At 74.1% G+C, this 17,116-nt stretch carries 12 protein-coding genes and 1 riboswitch; of the genes, 6 read left to right on the plus strand and 6 right to left on the minus strand.

Annotation, left to right across the window (positions count from 1 at the left end; all coding sequences use genetic code 11):
• Positions 1 to 176 precede the first annotated feature (176 nt).
• Complete coding sequence (locus ADK55_RS22180) at positions 177 to 1,157, plus strand: trypsin-like serine peptidase (protein ID WP_053681370.1); 981 nt, start codon at positions 177 to 179, stop codon at positions 1,155 to 1,157.
• Positions 1,158 to 1,414: 257 nt separating this feature from the next.
• On the opposite strand, the gene ADK55_RS22185 is transcribed toward ADK55_RS22180, so the two are convergent.
• Entirely contained in the window at positions 1,415 to 2,371 is a 957-nt protein-coding gene (locus tag ADK55_RS22185; RefSeq protein WP_053681372.1) for an oxidoreductase, read from the minus strand.
• Positions 2,372 to 2,543: 172 nt separating this feature from the next.
• On the opposite strand from ADK55_RS22185, the gene ADK55_RS22190 reads away from it, so the two are divergent.
• The 3 genes from ADK55_RS22190 to ADK55_RS22200 are packed head-to-tail and all read left to right on the plus strand — an operon-like array spanning position 2,544 to position 5,324.
• A complete protein-coding gene (locus tag ADK55_RS22190) occupies positions 2,544 to 3,830 on the plus strand; it encodes a bifunctional cobalt-precorrin-7 (C(5))-methyltransferase/cobalt-precorrin-6B (C(15))-methyltransferase (protein WP_053681373.1) in 1,287 nt (428 codons plus the stop codon).
• On the plus strand, positions 3,827 to 4,576 hold the full coding sequence (gene cobM, locus ADK55_RS22195; RefSeq protein WP_053681375.1) for a precorrin-4 C(11)-methyltransferase: 750 nt from the start codon (positions 3,827 to 3,829) through the stop codon (positions 4,574 to 4,576). The genes ADK55_RS22190 and cobM overlap by 4 nt, the downstream gene beginning before the upstream one ends.
• Entirely contained in the window at positions 4,566 to 5,324 is a 759-nt protein-coding gene (locus ADK55_RS22200) for a cobalt-precorrin-6A reductase (RefSeq protein ID WP_053681378.1), read from the plus strand. Before cobM ends, ADK55_RS22200 begins: the two co-directional genes overlap by 11 nt.
• A 114-nt stretch (positions 5,325 to 5,438) precedes the next feature.
• Here the strand turns inward: ADK55_RS22200 and ADK55_RS22205 are convergent, their stop codons facing one another.
• The 3 genes from ADK55_RS22205 to ADK55_RS22215 are packed head-to-tail and all read right to left on the minus strand — an operon-like array spanning position 5,439 to position 8,907.
• Positions 5,439 to 6,941, minus strand: a complete 1,503-nt coding sequence (locus ADK55_RS22205) for a precorrin-2 C(20)-methyltransferase (protein ID WP_053681380.1) — start codon at positions 6,939 to 6,941, stop codon at positions 5,439 to 5,441.
• Positions 6,938 to 7,585 (minus strand): precorrin-8X methylmutase, encoded by a 648-nt coding sequence (locus ADK55_RS22210; RefSeq protein WP_053681382.1) that lies wholly within the window; start codon positions 7,583 to 7,585, stop codon positions 6,938 to 6,940. The genes ADK55_RS22205 and ADK55_RS22210 overlap by 4 nt, the downstream gene beginning before the upstream one ends.
• The gene (locus ADK55_RS22215; protein WP_053681425.1) at positions 7,582 to 8,907 is read right to left on the minus strand and encodes a cobalamin biosynthesis protein CobG; all 1,326 of its coding nucleotides are present in this window, start codon (positions 8,905 to 8,907) and stop codon (positions 7,582 to 7,584) included. Before ADK55_RS22215 ends, ADK55_RS22210 begins: the two co-directional genes overlap by 4 nt.
• Positions 8,908 to 9,150: 243 nt before the next feature.
• Positions 9,151 to 9,229: riboswitch (cobalamin riboswitch) on the plus strand.
• Between the two features lie 52 nt (positions 9,230 to 9,281).
• On the opposite strand from ADK55_RS22215, the gene cobN reads away from it, so the two are divergent.
• Positions 9,282 to 12,890, plus strand: a complete 3,609-nt coding sequence (cobN, locus tag ADK55_RS22220; RefSeq protein WP_053681384.1) for a cobaltochelatase subunit CobN — start codon at positions 9,282 to 9,284, stop codon at positions 12,888 to 12,890.
• Between the two features lie 160 nt (positions 12,891 to 13,050).
• Here the strand turns inward: cobN and ADK55_RS22225 are convergent, their stop codons facing one another.
• A complete protein-coding gene (locus tag ADK55_RS22225; RefSeq protein WP_053681386.1) occupies positions 13,051 to 13,272 on the minus strand; it encodes a hypothetical protein in 222 nt (73 codons plus the stop codon).
• Between the two features lie 254 nt (positions 13,273 to 13,526).
• Here ADK55_RS22225 and ADK55_RS22230 point away from each other — a divergent pair, with 254 nt between their 5' ends.
• The gene (locus ADK55_RS22230; protein ID WP_053681388.1) at positions 13,527 to 15,743 is read left to right on the plus strand and encodes a terpene synthase family protein; all 2,217 of its coding nucleotides are present in this window, start codon (positions 13,527 to 13,529) and stop codon (positions 15,741 to 15,743) included.
• Positions 15,744 to 15,821: 78 nt separating this feature from the next.
• On the opposite strand, the gene ADK55_RS22235 is transcribed toward ADK55_RS22230, so the two are convergent.
• Positions 15,822 to 17,060 (minus strand): GNAT family N-acetyltransferase, encoded by a 1,239-nt coding sequence (locus tag ADK55_RS22235; protein WP_053681390.1) that lies wholly within the window; start codon positions 17,058 to 17,060, stop codon positions 15,822 to 15,824.
• Positions 17,061 to 17,116 lie beyond the last annotated feature (56 nt).

The raw sequence follows: 17,116 nt of genomic DNA on the forward strand, positions 1-17,116 counted from the left end.
GACACCTTCAACCCTTGTTGCGAATGGTTCGCAACAAGGGTAGCGGCGTCGGCCGCCCGACCTCGCACGGGCTGTGAGGACGGACACGTCCCCTTTCGGGAACCCTCGGCACCTCGCACCCGTCGGACGGGACGTCGAAGGATCTTCGGGAACGGGAGCGGGAGCGGGAGCGCCACATGGTCGGCAAGGCGGGGGGCGGGGCGAGACGCGTCCGCTTCGTGCTGCTCGGGATCGTTCTCGCCCTGCTGGGAGCCGGTTCCTGGGTCGTGTGGGAGCTGCGTGTCGTCGCCGCGCACCTCGCGGACGGGGACCCGGCACAGGGCACCTACCTCCAGGATCCCGAACGCGCCGACCGGACGGCCTCGGCGGTCCTGGACGGTCTCGTGGTGGAGGTCGAGGCACCGCGCGACGACACCCCGACCCCCGCCGGTTCCGAGGCGACCGCCGAGTCCGCCGGATCCGCGACCCCGGTGCGGTCGCGGCGGGAGGGCGACTGGCGCCCCTCCTCGCCCCTGGAGGCCCGGAGCACGGCGCCCGAGCCCGCGATCGGCGCACTGTTCTCCCCCGGCGGCGACTGGGACGGCGACCACCACTGCTCCGCCGGCGTGGTGCACTCCCCCGACGGGGATCTGATCGTCACCGCCGCCCACTGCGTGTACCAGGGCGGCTTCCGCACCAATCTCGCCTTCGTTCCGGGCTACCGGGGCGGCGTGGCCCCGTACGGCGTCTGGGTGCCCACCCGGATCGACGTGGACCCCCGCTGGACGGAGTCCGCCGACCCCGATCACGACGTGGCCTTCGTCCGGGTGCGCCGCCCCGGACACCCCGGGGAGCGACTGGAGGACGTCACCGGCGCTCCCGCGATCCGGTTCCGGCCCCAACTGCCTCTGCCCGCACGGGTGGTGGGCTATCCGAATGACGCCGAACAGCCGGTGGACTGCTACAACACGGCCCGCGCGGAAGGGCCCGCGCAGTTGCGGCTGGACTGCGCGGGCGTACCGAACGGGACCAGCGGCGGCCCGATCCTGACCGACGGACCCACCCTGATCGGGGTGGTCGGCGGCCGTGACGGCGGCGGCGACGAGAGGACCTCGTACAGCAGTTGGTTCGACGACGGCACCCGCGCCCTCTACGCGCGGGCGATCGGATCCCCCTGAGGCGGCTCCCGGGATCCGCTCCGGGTGCGCCTGTGCCTCGGGGGGAGCCCGGGTCCTGGGTGGTTGTCCGCAGCGTCGTCTTCCATGCCGCCGAGTGTCCGGGACGGCGGGGCCCGGTTCAGTGCCCGCCCGGGGCGCCCGGAGGCGTCCCGGGGGCGGACGGGCTCACTTCGGGGCGCCCGCGCCGGCGGATCCGACGTGCGTCAAGAGCCTGAAGGGGGCGGGTGTCGGCCCTCCACCCCCGGGGCATCGGCCGGTCAGCGCGCCGGCGCCGGGTACGACACCCCGGTCAGTTTCTCGGAGGCGCTCCACAGCCGCTCCCCGGACGCGTCGTCGAGGGTCCACTTGGCCCGCCAGGACCGGACGGGCGCCCCGCGCCAGCCGAGCCGCGGTCCGATGAACGCGTCGGGCCGGACCCCGGGGGCGGTGGCCGCGTACAGGGTGGGCAGCGCGCCGGCCTCGGCGGACTGCGCGACGACGGCGATGCCGACGGCGTTGACGGCGGCGTTCGCGGCGACGGCGATCCGTGACGTGAGGGTGCGCCCGGCCCGGGGGGCCGCCCCGACGTGCAGGTTGGTGGAGGCGTAGCCGGGGTGGGCGGCGGCCGTGACGATCCCGGAGCCGGCGGCCGCCAGGCGCCGGGACAGTTCGTGGGTGAAGAGGAGGTTGGCGGTCTTCGAGCGCCCGTAGGCCATCCACCGCCGGTATCCGCGTTCGGCGTTCAGGTCGTCGTGGTCGAGGTCGCCGAGGACGTGGAAGGCGCTGGAGAGGTTGACGATCCGGGCCCCGTCGCCGGCGGCGAGGAGACGGGGCAGGAGCAGCCCGGTCAGGGCGAAGTGACCGAGGTGGTTGATCCCGAACTGAGCCTCGAAGCCGTCGGCGGTGCGACCGTACGGCAGGGCCATCACGCCCGCGTTGTTGACGAGCAGGTCGAGGGTGTCGTGGCGCCGCGACCAGGCCCGGGCGAACTCCCGCACGGAGGCGAGGTCGGCGAGGTCGCGCGGCATGAACTCCACGTCCGCGCCCGGCACCTCGGTCCGCAGGCGTACCGCCGCGGCGCGGCCCCGGGCCGCGCTGCGGCAGGCCAGGACGACCCCGGCCCCGGCGCGGGCCAGCTCACGGGCGGCGACCAGCCCGATGCCGCTGTTGGCGCCGGTCACGACGGCGGTGCGGCCACTCTGGTCGGGGATGTTCCTGATGTTCCAGCCGGGCATCTCGACTCCCTCACGACGACGTGGTTACTGAGGGTAACATCCCGTGTTTCCGGGCGGTCGGCGCGGGGGTCCGCACAGGGGCTCACGTGGGTCCCGTCACCCCGGGGACCGGGCACAGGCGCAGGCCAGTAGGCTGCGGGTCCATCCGCTTCCCCTCCCCCGAGGTCCCGCAGTGAGCTCCGCACCCCCCACCCTCCCCGTGACGGTCGTCGGCCTCGGCGCCGACGGCTGGGCCGGGCTCACCGCCGCCGCGCGGACCGCGCTGACCTCCGCCGAGGTGCTGATCGGCGGGCCCCGCCAGCTGGACCTGCTGCCGGCCGACGTCTGCCCCGGCGAACGGATCGCCTGGCCCAGCCCACTGCGCCCCGCCGTGCCGAAACTGACCGCCGAGCACGCGGGCCGCCGGATCGCGGTGCTGGCCAGCGGCGACCCCATGTTCTACGGGATCGGCCGCGCCCTCTGCGAGGAGCTCGGGCCGCACGCCCTGCACGTCCTTCCGCACCCCTCGTCGGTGTCCTACGCCTGCGCCCGGCTCGGCTGGCCGGTGGAGGACACCGAGGTCGTCACCATCGTCGGCCGCCCCGTGGCCCAGCTCGCCGCCGCCCTGTACGAGGGCCGGCGGGTGTTGGTGCTCAGCGCGGGCGCCGGCTCGCCGGGCGAGATCGCCGCACTGCTGCGGGAACGGGGCTTCGGCCCGAGCCGCATGCGGGTGCTGGAGCGGCTCGGCTCCGAGCACGAGGACGCGTACGAGGGCCACGCGGACGGCTGGGACCGGGCGCCGGGCGACCCGTTGAACGTGGTGGCCGTGGACTGCCGCCGCGACCCGGCCGCCCCGACGCCCCGACTCGGCACCACCCCCGGCCTGCCCGACACCGCGTACGAGCACGACGGGCAGCTCACCAAGCGGCACGTGCGGGCCGCCACCCTGTGCGCCCTCGCCCCGGCCCCGGGCGAACTGCTGTGGGACATCGGCGGCGGTTCCGGTTCCATCGGCATCGAGTGGATGCGCAGCCATCCCTCCTGCCGGGCGGTGGCCGTGGAACGCGTCCCCGAGCGGGCCGAACGCATCACCCGCAACGCCGGCGCCCTCGGCGTGCCCGGCCTGCGGGTCGTCCTCGGCGCGGCCCCCGACGCGCTGATCGGACTGCCCGCCCCCGACGCGGTGTTCATCGGCGGCGGCCTGACCGCGCCCGGTCTCCTCGACGCGGCGTGGACGGCGCTGGCACCCGGCGGCCGGCTGGTGGTCAACACGGTCACCCTGGAATCGGAGGCCGTGCTCGGCGACCACTACCGGCGCCGCGGTGGCGAACTGGTCAAACTGGCCGTCGCGCACGCGGTGCCGGTCGGCGGCTTCACCGGCTGGCGGCAGGCGATGGCGGTCACCCAGTGGTCGGTCACCAAACCGCACCCGACGACGGACCGGACGACCGAGAACGAGAACGACAAGGACCAGACATGACCGTGTACTTCATCGGAGCGGGCCCCGGCGCCGCCGACCTGATCACCGTGCGCGGTGCCCGGACGCTGGCCGCCGCCCCCGTCTGCCTGTACGCGGGCAGCCTGGTGCCGCGCGAGCTGCTGGCCGAATGCCCGGCCGACGCCCGCCTGATCGACACCTCCCGGCTCAACCTGGACGAGATCGTCGCGGAGTTCACCCGGGCGCACGCGGCGGGCCTGGACGTGGCACGGCTGCACTCCGGCGACCCGTCGATCTTCAGCGCGGTCGCCGAACAGATGCGGCGCCTCGACGCCGCCGGCATCCCCTACGAGGTGGTCCCGGGCGTGCCGGCGTTCGCCGCGGCGGCCGCCGCGCTGAAGCGGGAGTTGACCGTGCCCACCGTCGGGCAGACCGTGATCCTGACCCGGATCGCCCAGCAGGCCACCCCGATGCCGCCCGGGGAGGACCTGGCGACGCTCGGCCGCAGCGGCGCGCTGCTGGTCCTGCACCTGGCGACGCGGTACGTCGACCGGGTCGTCGAGGAACTGCTGCCGCACTACGGGGCCGAGTGCCCCGTCGCGGTGGTCGCGATGGCCAGCCGCCCCGACGAGCTGATCCTGCGCGGCACCCTGACCGACATCGCGGAGCAGGTGAAGGCGGCCGGGCTGGTGCGCACCGCGGTGATCGTGGTGGGTCGCACGCTGGGCGCGGAGCAGTTCCGCGACAGTCACCTGTACTCCGCCGAACGCGACCGGCATGCCTGCTGAAGGGGACCCGGGTCACCTGCTGATCCTGGGCGGCACGACGGAGGCCCGCCGGCTCGCGGAGGCGCTGGAGCGGACCCCGCTTCGGGTGACGACCTCCCTGGCCGGCCGGGTCGGCGCGCCGGTGCTGCCGCCGGGCGGGACCCGGATCGGCGGCTTCGGCGGCGTCGAGGGCCTGGCGGCCTGGGTGACCGCCCACCGGGTCACGCACCTGGTGGACGCCACCCACCCCTTCGCGGAGCGGATGAGTTTCCACGCGGCGCGGGCCGCGGAGCTCACCGGCGTACCGCTGCTCGCGTTGCGCCGTCCCGGCTGGGTCCCGGGGCCCGGCGACGACTGGACGTTCGTCGAATCCCTCGACGCGGCGGCAGCCCTGCTCCCGGAGCGGGGCCGCCGGGTGTTCCTGACCACGGGCCGGATGGGCCTGCACCGCTTCGCGCACCTCACCGAGCCCTGGTTCCTGGTGCGTTCCGTGGACCCGCCGGCCGGGGAGCGGCCGCCGTGCCTCGAAGTGCTGCTCGCGCGGGGGCCGTTCGGCCTCGCCGACGAGCGGGAGCTGTTGGCCCGGCACCGGATCGACGTCCTGGTGACCAAGGACAGCGGCGGCGACGCCACCGCGCCCAAGCTCGTCGCGGCCCGGGAGGCGGGGATCGCGGTGCTGGTCGTACGGCGACCGCCGGTGCCCGAGGGGGTGCCGGAGGCGGACTCGGTCGAGGCGGCGCTGGCCCGGCTGACCGGCTTCCGGGCCTGAACCGCCCGCGCGGCCACGGCCGTACCGCCCGCGCGGCCGGGTCCCGGGGCCGTCACCGCCCCGGGGCCCGGCTCTCGCGTCGACCGGTCGGACCGGTCGGACCGGTCGGACCGGTCAGGCGTAGCGGCGCGGGGTCCACGTGACCCGGGAGCCGTCGGCCCGCTCGGTGACCCGGGTCTGCGAGGAACCGATCAGCAGGATCGTGCGCATGTCCACCTCGGCCGGCTCCAGTTCGGCGAGGGTCACGATCCGCACCGACTGCTCCGGTCCGCCGACGTCCCGTGCGACGACCACCGGGGTCTGCGGGGAGCGCAGTTCCAGCAGGAGTTCCCTGGCCTGGGCGACCTGCCAGGTGCGGCTGCGCGAGCCCGGGTTGTACAGGGCGAGCACCAGATCCGCCGCGGCGGCGGCGCGCAGCCGCTCGGCGATGACCTCCCACGGCTTGAGCCGGTCGGAGAGCGACACGGTGGCGTAGTCGTGGCCGAGCGGCGCCCCGGCCGCCGCGGCAGCGGCGTTGGCGGCGGTCACGCCCGGCAGGACCCGTACCGGCACGTCCTTGTAGGCGTCCTGGTCGGCGACCTCCAGGACGGCCGTGGCCATCGCGAAGACGCCGGGGTCGCCGCCGGAGACCACGACGACCCGCTTGCCGCGGCGGGCGAGGTCCAGGGCGAACTCGGCGCGCTCCGACTCCACCTTGTTGTCGGAGCCGTGCCGGACCTGCCCCGGCTTGACCGGGACGCGGTCCAGGTAGGTGGTGTACCCGACCAGCACCTCGGCGTCGGCCAGTGCCCGCCGGGTCTCGGCGGTCAGCCACAGCGGGCCGGCCGGTCCGGTGCCGACCACGGCGACCTCGCCGGGGCCGGACGGCACGCTGCCCGGGTTGCCGATCCGGCTGGGCACCACGGCGACGGCGAAGTACGGGACGCTGTCGGGGTCGGTGTCGGCGAGCAGGCCCGTGCGCTCGCCCGCCATGGTGGCGCGCTCGACGTAGCGGGCCTCGGCGAGCCGGCCGCTGTTCTCCATGGCCCGGCGCACCGCGGGGAAGGTGCGGCCGAGCTTCATCACGACCGCCGAGTCGGTGGCGGCGAGCCGGGCGGTGAGCTCCTCCTCGGGCAGGGTGCCGGGCAGGATGGTCAGCACCTCCTCGCCCTCCACGAGCGGGGTTCCCAGGCGTGCGGCGGCGGCGCTCACCGAGGTCACGCCGGGGATCACCTCGGCCGGGTAGCGGTCCGCGAGGCGCTTGTGCATGTGCATGTACGAGCCGTAGAAGAGCGGGTCGCCCTCGGCGAGCACGGCGACGGTCCGGCCGGCGTCGAGGTGCGCGGCCAGCCGGGCGGCGGAGGCCTCGTAGAACTCCTCCATCGCGCCCTGGTAGCCGCCGGGGTGGTCGGTGGTCTCGGTGGTGACCGGGTAGACCAGCGGTTCCTCGACGTGGTCGGCGCGCAGGTGCTTCGCGGCGATCGAGCGGGCGATCGAGCGGCCGTGGCGGGCGGAGTGGTAGGCGACGACGTCCGCCTCCGCGATCACCTCGACGGCGCGCAGGGTCATCAGGGAGGGGTCGCCGGGGCCGAGGCCGACGCCGTAGAGCCGTCCGGGGGTCACGTCGGCGGCGCTCATTCGGCCACGCTCGCGATGGCGTTGACGGCCGCGGCGGCGATGGCGCTGCCGCCCCGCCGGCCCCGCACGATCAGGTGGTCGAGGCCCGAGGGGTGGGCGGCGAGCGCGTCCTTGGACTCGGCCGCGCCGATGAAGCCGACGGGGACGCCGATGACGGCGGCGGGGCGCGGCGCGCCCTCCTCGATCATCTCCAGCAGGCGAAAGAGGGCGGTCGGGGCGTTGCCGACGGCGATGACCGAGCCCTCCAACAGGCCTCGGTCGCGCCAGACTTCGAGGGCGGCGGCGCTGCGCGTGGTGCCCATCCGCGCGGCGAGTTCCGGCACGGTCGGGTCGGAGAGGGTGCAGATCACCTCGTTGTCGGCGGGCAGCCGCTTGCGGGTGACCCCGCTCGCGACCATCTGTACGTCGCACAGGATCGGCGCGCCGGCCTCCAGCGCGGCGCGCGCCCGCAGGACGACGTCCGGGGTGTACCCGAGGTCCTGGGGCAGGTCGGTCATCCCGCAGGCGTGAATCATGCGCACCGCGACCTGGGCGACCGAGGCGGGCAGCCCGGAGAGGTCCGCCTCGGCGCGGATCGTGGCAAAGGACTGGCGGTAGATCGCCGCGCCGTCCTTCTCGTACTCGAACACGGGGCACTCGCTCATTTCTTCACTGCGGGGTCGGGGGCAGGTGGGGTACTGCGGGCGTCCGCGAGGGCCGCGGCAAGTTCGGTGGGGGTGTCCGGCACATGGTGCCGTGCGGGGCGGCCCGGTGCGGCGAGCCGGTAGCCGGTCGGGCCGGCGACCAGGTCCACCCAGGCGGTGCCGCGCGGGTGCCCGCAGCGTCGTTCGCAGCCCGACCAGTGCACGGGCAGCGGGCCGCGCGCGCGGTCCACGACGGCTCGCGCGTCGGCGCGCACGTCCGCGAGGGATTTCGCGCAACCCGGCCGTCCGGTACAGGCGGTGACGGACTGCCAGGGACCGTCGGGGGTGAGCACCAGTGCGGCGTCCTCGATGCGGGCCGTGACGGAGGCGGCGGGCCAGGGGGCGTCGCCCGGGGGCAGCACGACGCCGCGCCACGGGGTGACGCGCAGCTCTCCGCGCCCCTGTTCCGCGATCTCGACGAGGACCCGCCACTGCGCGGTGCTCGCCCGGCCCAGCGGGGGCAGGACGCACAGGGCGCCGAGGCCGTCGGCGTCCGGCCCCGCGGGCGCGGGTGGCGGCGCGTACGGCCAGGTCGGCGTGTCGGCGTCCACCGCCTCGATCCCGGCGGCCCTCAGGCGTCGGGCCAACTCGGCGGCCCTCAGGGGGTGTTCGGGGGGCAGTTCGGAGACCCGCCAGGCGCGGGTGCCGGCCGCGGTGGCGGTGTCGAGGAAGTACGCGGCGGCCAGCAGCGCCGCCCGGGGAGCGTCCGGCGCGGCCACGTCCACGGCGTCGGCGGCCCCGCCGAGCCGGACCAGCGCCCGTCCGTCGGGCCTGCCGAGGACGGTCACGTCGGGGCCGAGGGCGGCGACGTCCCCGCGTCCGTCGTCGAAGGCGAACAGGAACCGTCCGGACAGGGCGGTGGCCCCGGCGCTCGCGCAGAGCAGCCGGTCGAAGGCCAGGGCCCAGGCGAGCGCGTCGGGCCGGTGCGGCCCCTCCAGCCCCGACATGGGGGTCGCCACGATGTTCCGTACCCGCTCGTGGGCCGGCGCGGGCAGCAGCCCGGCGGCGTCCAGCAGCTCCGCGGGGCCCGCGCCGCAGTCCTCGGCCAGGCCGCGGAGCTGCACGTTCCCGCGCGAGGTGATCTCCAGGTGGCCGTCCCCGAAGCGGTCCGCGGCGAGCGCCAGGGCCTCGGCCTGCGGGGCCGTGAGCAGCCCCGCCGGGATCCGCACCCGGGCCAGGAAGCCGTCGTCCGCCGCGTGCAGCCGCAGCGCGCCGGGGCAGGCGTCACCGCGGTCCCGTATGACGGGTTTCTCCCGCGATGCGGCGGAGGGGGGCGTGGGCATGGCCGCGAGCATACCCAGGATTGCCGCCCCCCGACCTGTGTCCGTCACCACCCCCGGGGCCCGGGCCGCCCCGCCCCGCGCCCACCGTCCTCTCCGCCCCCACCAGCCACTTTCCGGCCCGAGGGGGTTTGGGACACCCCGGCCGTGGGGCAGGGCCCCCGGCAACGGAGCCGCGCACGCCGCCCCCCTAAGATGACCACCGGCGGACCGCACGGCCCGCCGTCGCCGAGGACGGCGACATGGGAGGAAGCCCGGTGAGATTCCGGCGCGGTCCCGCCACTGTGAACCCCGGGGAGCGATCCGCGGGGTGAGTCAGGAACTCCCGCTGTCCTCACTGCCCGGGGCGCGGAAACCCCGAGGAAGGCTGCCGCCGCATGATCCTGCTGCTGTCGACGTCCGACACCGATCTGCTCAGCGCCCGCGCCGCGGACGGCCCCGTCCCGTACCGGTTCGCGAACCCCTCCCGCCTTCCCCTGGACGACCTGCCGGGCCTCCTCGACGGCGCCGACCTGGTCGTCGTACGCCTCCTGGGCGGTCTGCGGGCCTGGCAGGACGGCCTCGACCTGCTGCTGGCCCCGGACCAGACCCGTCCCGTGGTGGTGCTGACCGGCGAACAGGCCCCGGACGCCCAGCTGATGGAGGCCTCCACGGTCCCGATCGGCATCGCCGCCGAGGCGCACGGTTACCTCGCGCACGGCGGCCCCGCCAACCTGGACCAGCTGGCCCGGTTCCTCTCCGACACCGTGCTGCTCACCGGTCACGGCTTCGAGCCGCCGGCCGCGGCGCCCACCTGGGGCCCGCTGGAGCGCACCCCGCAGCGCACCGAGGGCCCCAAGGTCGCGGTGCTCTACTACCGCGCCCACCAGATGAGCGGCAACACCTCCTTCGTGCACGCCCTGTGCGAGGCCGTCGAGGCGCAGGGCGCCCAGGCGCTCCCGCTGTACGTCTCCTCGCTGCGCACGCCCGAGCCGGGCCTGATCGCCGAGCTGGAGTCCGTCGACGCGGTCGTCACCACCGTCCTCGCGGCGGGTGGCACCAAGCCCGCCACCGCCTCGGCGGGCGGTGACGACGAGTCCTGGGACGCGGGCGCGCTGGCCGGGCTCGGCGTGCCGATCCTCCAGGCCCTGTGCCTGACCGGATCGCGCAGCGCCTGGGAGGAGAACGACGAGGGCCTGTCCCCGCTCGACGCGGCGACGCAGGTCGCGGTGCCGGAGTTCGACGGCCGTCTGATCACCGTCCCGTTCTCCTTCAAGGAGCTCGACGAGGACGGGCTGCCCGCCTACGTGGCCGACCCCGAGCGGGCCGCCCGGGTCGCGGGGATCGCCGTGCGCCACGCCCGGCTGCGGCACATCGAGCGCCGTGACAAGAGGATCGCGCTGGTGCTGTCGGCGTACCCGACGAAGCACTCCCGCATCGGCAACGCGGTCGGCCTGGACACCCCGGCGAGCGCCGTGGAACTGCTGCGCACGCTGATCGCGGGCGGCTACGACTTCGGCCCCGTCGAGGAGATCCCGGGCCTGGTCTCGGGTGACGGCGACGACCTGATCCGGGCCCTGATCGAAGCCGGCGGCCACGACCAGGACTGGCTCACCGAGGAGCAGTTGGCCCGCAACCCCGTCCGCATCCCGGCCGCCGACTACAAGCGGTGGTTCGCGGAGCTTCCGGCCGACCTGCGCGCGAGCGTCGAGGAGCACTGGGGCGAGGCGCCCGGCAACATGTTCGTGGACCGCTCCGCGAACCCGGAGGGCGACATCGTCCTCGCGGCCCTGCGCCGCGGGAACCTGCTGATCCTGATCCAGCCGCCGCGCGGTTTCGGCGAGAACCCGATCGCGATCTACCACGACCCGGACCTGCCGCCCTCGCACCACTACCTGGCCGCGTACCGCTGGATCCAGGCGCGCGCCGAGGACGGCGGCTTCGGCGCCGACGCCATGATCCACCTGGGCAAGCACGGCAACCTGGAGTGGCTGCCGGGCAAGAACGCGGGCCTGTCCGCGTCCTGCGCCCCGGACGCCGCCCTCGGTGACCTGCCGCTGATCTACCCGTTCCTGGTCAACGACCCGGGCGAGGGCACCCAGGCCAAGCGCCGGGTGCACGCCACCCTGGTCGACCACCTGGTGCCGCCGATGGCCCGCGCGGAGTCCTACGGCGACATCGCGCGCCTGGAACAGCACCTGGACGAGTACGCGCAGATCTCGGCGATGGACCCGGCGAAGCTGCCGGCGATCCGCGCGCAGATCTGGACCCTGATCCAGGCCGCGAAGCTGGACCACGACCTGGGGTTGGAGGCGCGCCCCGACGACGACGGCTTCGACGACTTCCTGCTGCACGTCGACGGCTGGCTGTGTGAGGTCAAGGACGCCCAGATCCGCGACGGTCTGCACGTCCTGGGCGGCGCCCCGACCGGCACGGCCCGGGTCAACCTGGTGCTCGCCATCCTGCGCGCCCGTCAGATCTGGGGCGGTACGACGGCCCTGCCGGGCCTGCGCGAGGCGCTCGGCCTGGACGAGTCCGCGGCCACCCGCACCTCCGCCGACGAGGCGGAGGAGACGGCCCGCGCGCTGGTCCAGGCGATGGAGGACGCCGGCTGGGCCCCGGAGGCGGTGGCCTCGGTCGCCGCCGGTCACTCGGCGGACGTGGCGGCGGTGCTGGACTTCGCGGCCCGCGAGGTCGTCCCGCGGCTGGCCGGCACCACCGACGAGATCGCCCACGTGGTCAGCGCCCTGGACGGTTCCTTCGTCCCGGCGGGCCCCTCCGGCTCGCCGCTGCGCGGCCTGGTCAACGTGCTGCCGACCGGCCGGAACTTCTACTCCGTCGACCCGAAGGCCGTCCCGTCGCGGCTGGCGTGGGAGACGGGTCAGGCGCTCGCCGACTCCCTCCTGAACCGCTACCGCACGGACAACGGCGAGTGGCCGCCGTCCGTCGGCCTGTCGCTGTGGGGCACCAGCGCGATGCGCACCTCCGGCGACGACGTGGCGGAGGCCATGGCGCTGCTGGGCGTGCGTCCGGTCTGGGACGAGGCCTCGCGCCGGGTCACCGGCCTGGAGCCGATCCCGCTCGACGAGCTGGGCCGGCCGCGCATCGATGTCACCCTGCGCATCTCGGGCTTCTTCCGGGACGCGTTCCCGCACGTCATCGGCCTGCTGGACGACGCGGTGCGGCTCGCGGCCTCGCTGGACGAGCCGGCCGACCGGAACTTCGTCCGGGCCCACGCCCAGGCCGACCTGGCCGAGCACGGCGACGAGCGGCGCGCGACGACCCGTATCTTCGGCTCGCGCCCGGGCACGTACGGCGCCGGCATCCTCCAACTGATCGACTCGCGCGACTGGCGCACGGACGCCGACCTCGCCGAGGTCTACACGGTGTGGGGCGGATACGCGTACGGCCGCGGCCTGGAGGGCCGTCCGGCGCGCGCCGAGATGGAGACGGCGTACAAGCGGATCACCGTCGCCGCGAAGAACACCGACACCCGCGAGCACGACATCGCGGACTCGGACGACTACTTCCAGTACCACGGCGGCATGGTCGCCACCGTGCGCGCCCTGCGGGGCACGGCGCCCGAGGCGTACATCGGGGACTCCACCCGCCCGGAGACGGTCAAGACCCGCACGCTGGTGGAGGAGACCTCCCGGGTCTTCCGCGCCCGGGTGGTCAACCCGAAGTGGATCGAGGCGATGCGTCGCCACGGCTACAAGGGTGCCTTCGAGCTCGCGGCGACGGTGGACTACCTCTTCGGGTACGACGCCACGACGGGCGTCGTCGCGGACTGGATGTACGACAAGCTGACCGAGACGTACGTCCTGGACCCGGAGAACCGCGCCTTCCTGGAGGAGGCCAACCCCTGGGCCCTGCACGGCATCGCCGAGCGCCTCCTGGAGGCGGAGTCGCGCGGCATGTGGGAGAAGCCGGACGCGCGGATCCTCGAAGAGCTGCGCCAGGTGTACCTGGACACCGAGGGCAACCTGGAGGGCGACGCCGAGTAGGGCCGGGCGGTCGCCGGGGAGTCCCGGACCGCCCTCGCGCCACCGGAGCGACGAACGTCCTCCCCGCTCCCCGTAGGGGCGGGGAGGACGCGCTCGTTTCCGGCCGCCCGACGCCCGCCCGCCCGGACCACCCCACGCCGCCCGGGCGCGGACCGGCCGCCTACTTGGTCGTGGTGTTCAGCGCGACGAGCGCCGCCGCCCACCGGGCGTACTTCAGTTGGCCGAGGTCGGCGACGGTCTTGACCCCGAACGCCTCCTGGAGCAGTTCGCCGTCCCGGTCGGTGACGCCCTTCAGCGCCGCCACCGGCGCCGCGAGGACGTCCGCGAGCGGCTTGTCCTCCCACGCCTTGTCCAGCACCTTGCTCAGATCGATCGAAGACATCGCCGCTTCCTCCCGTGTGGGATTTACATAGGGGAGGAAATCTAGATGAAAAGGACATCGGCCCGGAGGTTCGACACGACGGACCGGATCTCTATCCCCCGTCGGGTCCCCATGTCGCGGAACGTCACTTCCGTCACCTGAAGCAGTGAACTCCCCCTTGTCCCTCCCGCACCAGGGGTAAAGGCCTGCTGATCTCGTGCGGGGGGCCACTGCCGAAGGCCTCCGCACCCTCGGACCGAAAGGCCTGCCCCGCCGTGACACAGCCGTTTCAACTCCCGGACTTCTATGTGCCGTATCCGGCGCGACTGAATCCCCATCTGGAGGCCGCGCGCGTCCACACCAGGCAGTGGGCCCGCGACTTCGAGATGCTGGAGGGGTCCGGCGTCTGGGAGGAGAGCGACCTCGAATCGCACGACTACGCCCTGCTGTGCTCCTACACGCACCCCGACTGCGACGTCGACGCGCTGAACCTGGTCACCGACTGGTACGTGTGGGTCTTCTTCTTCGACGACCACTTCCTGGAGATGTACAAGCGCTCCCAGGACCGGGACGGCGCCAAGGCGTACCTCGACCGGCTCGCCGCCTTCATGCCGATGGACCTCTCCGACGGATTCCCCGAGACGACGAACCCGGTGGAGGCGGGCCTGAAGGACCTGTGGCTGCGGACCGTCCCCGCCATGTCGGCGGACTGGCGGGAACGGTTCTCCGAGTCGACCCGCAACCTCCTCAACGAGTCGATGTGGGAGCTCGCCAACATCAACATCGGGCGGGTGGCGAACCCCCTCGAATACATCGAGATGCGCCGCAAGGTGGGCGGCGCCCCCTGGTCGGCCGGCCTCATCGAGTACGTCTCCGCGGAGGTCCCGGCGCGCGTCGCCCACTCGCGGCCGCTCGCGGTGCTGCGCGACGCGTTCTCCGACGCCGTGCACATCAGGAACGACATCTTCTCCTACGAGCGCGAAGTCGCCGACGAGGGCGAACTCTCCAACGCCATCCTCGTGTTGGAGACCTTTCTCGGATGCTCCACCCAGGAGGCGGCCGAGGCCTCCAACGACCTTCTCACGTCCCGGCTCCACCAGTTCGAGCAGACCGCCCTCTCCGAGCTGCCCCAACTCTTCGTCGACCACGCGATGAACCCGGCGGAGATCGCCGCCGTCCTCGCCTACGCGAAGGGCCTCCAGGACTGGCAGTCCGGCGGCCACGAGTGGCACATGGTCTCCAGCCGCTACATGAACAAGGAGGCGCGGGCCACCGCCCCGCTCAGCCTGCCCTTCATGCCCGGCGGGCTCGGCACCACCGCGCTCGACGTCCGGTCCCTGTTCACGCAGCGCTCGATGGACCTGCGACGCCGCTCCTTCACCCACGTGCCGTTCGAGAAGACCGGGCCGTCGGTCATCCCCGACATCTACATGCCGCACCGGCTCTCGCTGAGCCCGCACCTGTCACACGCCCGCGAGGAGTCGGTCGCCTGGTGCAAGGCCATGGGGATGCTGGACCCGCAGCCGGGCGATCCCGGTTCGGCGATCTGGTCCGAACGCAAGCTGCGCGGCTACGACTTCGCCGTCTGCTCGGCCGGGATCGACCCCGACGCCACCCCGGAGGCCCTGGCCCTCAACGCGTGCTGGCTGAGCTGGGGCACTTACGGGGACGACTACTACCCGGTGGTGTTCGCCCAGGCGAAGAACCTCACCGCGGCCAAGGCCACCACGGCCCGACTGATCGCCATGATCCCCGTCGACCACGCGGAGCAGGCGGAGCCGGTGACGGCGATGGAGCGCGGGCTCGGCGACCTGTGGGTGCGCACCAGCGCGGGCATGTCGCGCGAGCAGCGCACGGAGTTCCGCACGACGCTGGTGAGCATGTTGAAGAGCTGGCTGTGGGAGGTGGAGAACCAGGTCCTGAACCGCATCCCCGACCCGGTGGACTACGCGGAGATGCGCCGTCACACCTTCGGCTCCCACCTCACCATGTACCTGTGCCGGCTCGGCCACCAGAACCGCGGCATCCCCGACGAGATCTACGCCTCGGGCACCATCCGGTCGCTGGAGAACGCCGTCGCCGACGCCGCCTGCATGATCAACGACGTCTACTCCTACCAGAAGGAGGTGGAGGTCGAGGGCGAGGTGCACAACTACATCCTCGTCACCCGGAACTTCTTCGACATCGGCTACCCGGAGGCCCTGCACATCTGCCACGCGCTGATGACGCAGCGGACCGAGGAGTTCGAACACATCGTCGCGAGCCAGATGCCGCTGCTCTACGACGACTGGAAGTTGGGCGAGGAGGCCCGGGCCGCGCTCGACGCGTACGTCGCCGAACTCAAGGACTGGCACGCGGGCATCCTCAACTGGCACGAGAAGATCGCCCGTTACCGGCCCGAGGACCTGTACGAGCTGCCGGTCGGCCTGGGCGCGGGCGCCTGGAGCGACGGCTTCGGGATGTCCGCCGCCCGGATCTCGCTGCCCCGCTGACCCGGCGGGCGGGGGCGGTCCGCTCGCCCGCCCCCGCGCGCCGCCGCGAAACCGCCGCCGGAGCGCCCCCGCGCCCGCTCAGAACTCGTCGGCGGTGTGCGGGAGCAGTTCGGTCCGCAGCGCCGCGTCCAGCGCGGCCGCCGCGCCCGGGACCCGTTCCTCCACCAGCCCGGCGGCGACCAGCTCGGCGACCCGGGTCCCGCCCAGGTAGCAGGCGGCCAGCTCGCGCACGTCCAGCACCAGGTCGGGTTCGGCCCGGGCTGGCTCGCAGGCGGCTCCGTCCGGTCCCGCCTTGAGCCGGTACCGTCCCGCGTTCGCGGGCAGACGTACGTCGGACAGCTCCAGCACCAGTTCCACCGGCGCGCCCCACGCCCGGGCGGTCAGCGCCGCCGGGACGTCCACCAGGCGCAGCCACAGCGCCGGGAACTGGGCGGTGACCCGTACCTGGTCCCGGTCGGCGGCGAAGTGCAGCAGCGGGTCGTCGACCGGGCGGCCCCAGGCGGTGACCTTGCCCGTCAGATCGAGGGAGGACACGCACTCCCACAGGGCCGCGGCGACCGCCGGGGTGTCGGCCTCCAGTTCGTCCACGCGCACCAGGCCCACACCGCGCGGCCGGCCGTCCCCCGCCGCCGAGGCGGACTTGGTGCGGTAGAGCACGTACCCGGCGATCGGCTCGCCGGGCTCGCCCAGGACGACGGTCCGGGGCGGGCTCAACTCCTCGTCCTCCTCGTCGTGTTCGCCGAGCCATTCGTCGGCCCAGCGTTCAGCGCTGCGGCTCGGCCGGCCGGCCCGGGCGCCGCGGGCGGCCTCGTGGTAGGGACCGACCAGATCCGGTACGTCGGCGGGATCGACCAGGCGCAGCGGGCGCCGGTCCGGGGCGACGCGCAGGGCCAACGGTCGGGTGGAGTCGATCTCGATGGTGACGCCCTGGGTGGCGGCGCCGTAGCCGAAACGGCCGTAGATGACGGCCTCGGAGGCCCACAGGGCGGCGATCGGGCCGCCGGCCGCGGCGGTCCGGCGCAGTTGTTCGTCCATCAGGGCGGTGAGGACGCCGCGGCGGCGGTGCGTGGGGGCGACGCAGACGAAGGTCAGCCCGGGGCAGGCGAGGTCGGTCCCGGGCACCGAGAGCCGGAAGTCGTGCGCGGCCATGAATCCGACCAGCGCGTCCCCGTCGTAGGCGCCGATGCGGGCGCACCGGGTCAGCAGGGCGTGGTGAAGTGCCCGGCGGTCGTGGTCGGGGCGGTCGTGGAAAACCAGGTAGGCGAGCTCCAGAGCGCGGTCGATCTCGGCCTCGGGTACCTCGCGGATGTCCACCATGATCGGGAGACTAATCGGTCATCGCGGACCGGTCACCCCATAGTGGCCGGATCCGT

Source organism: Streptomyces sp. WM4235, assembly GCF_001279725.1.
Taxonomy (GTDB): domain Bacteria; phylum Actinomycetota; class Actinomycetes; order Streptomycetales; family Streptomycetaceae; genus Streptomyces.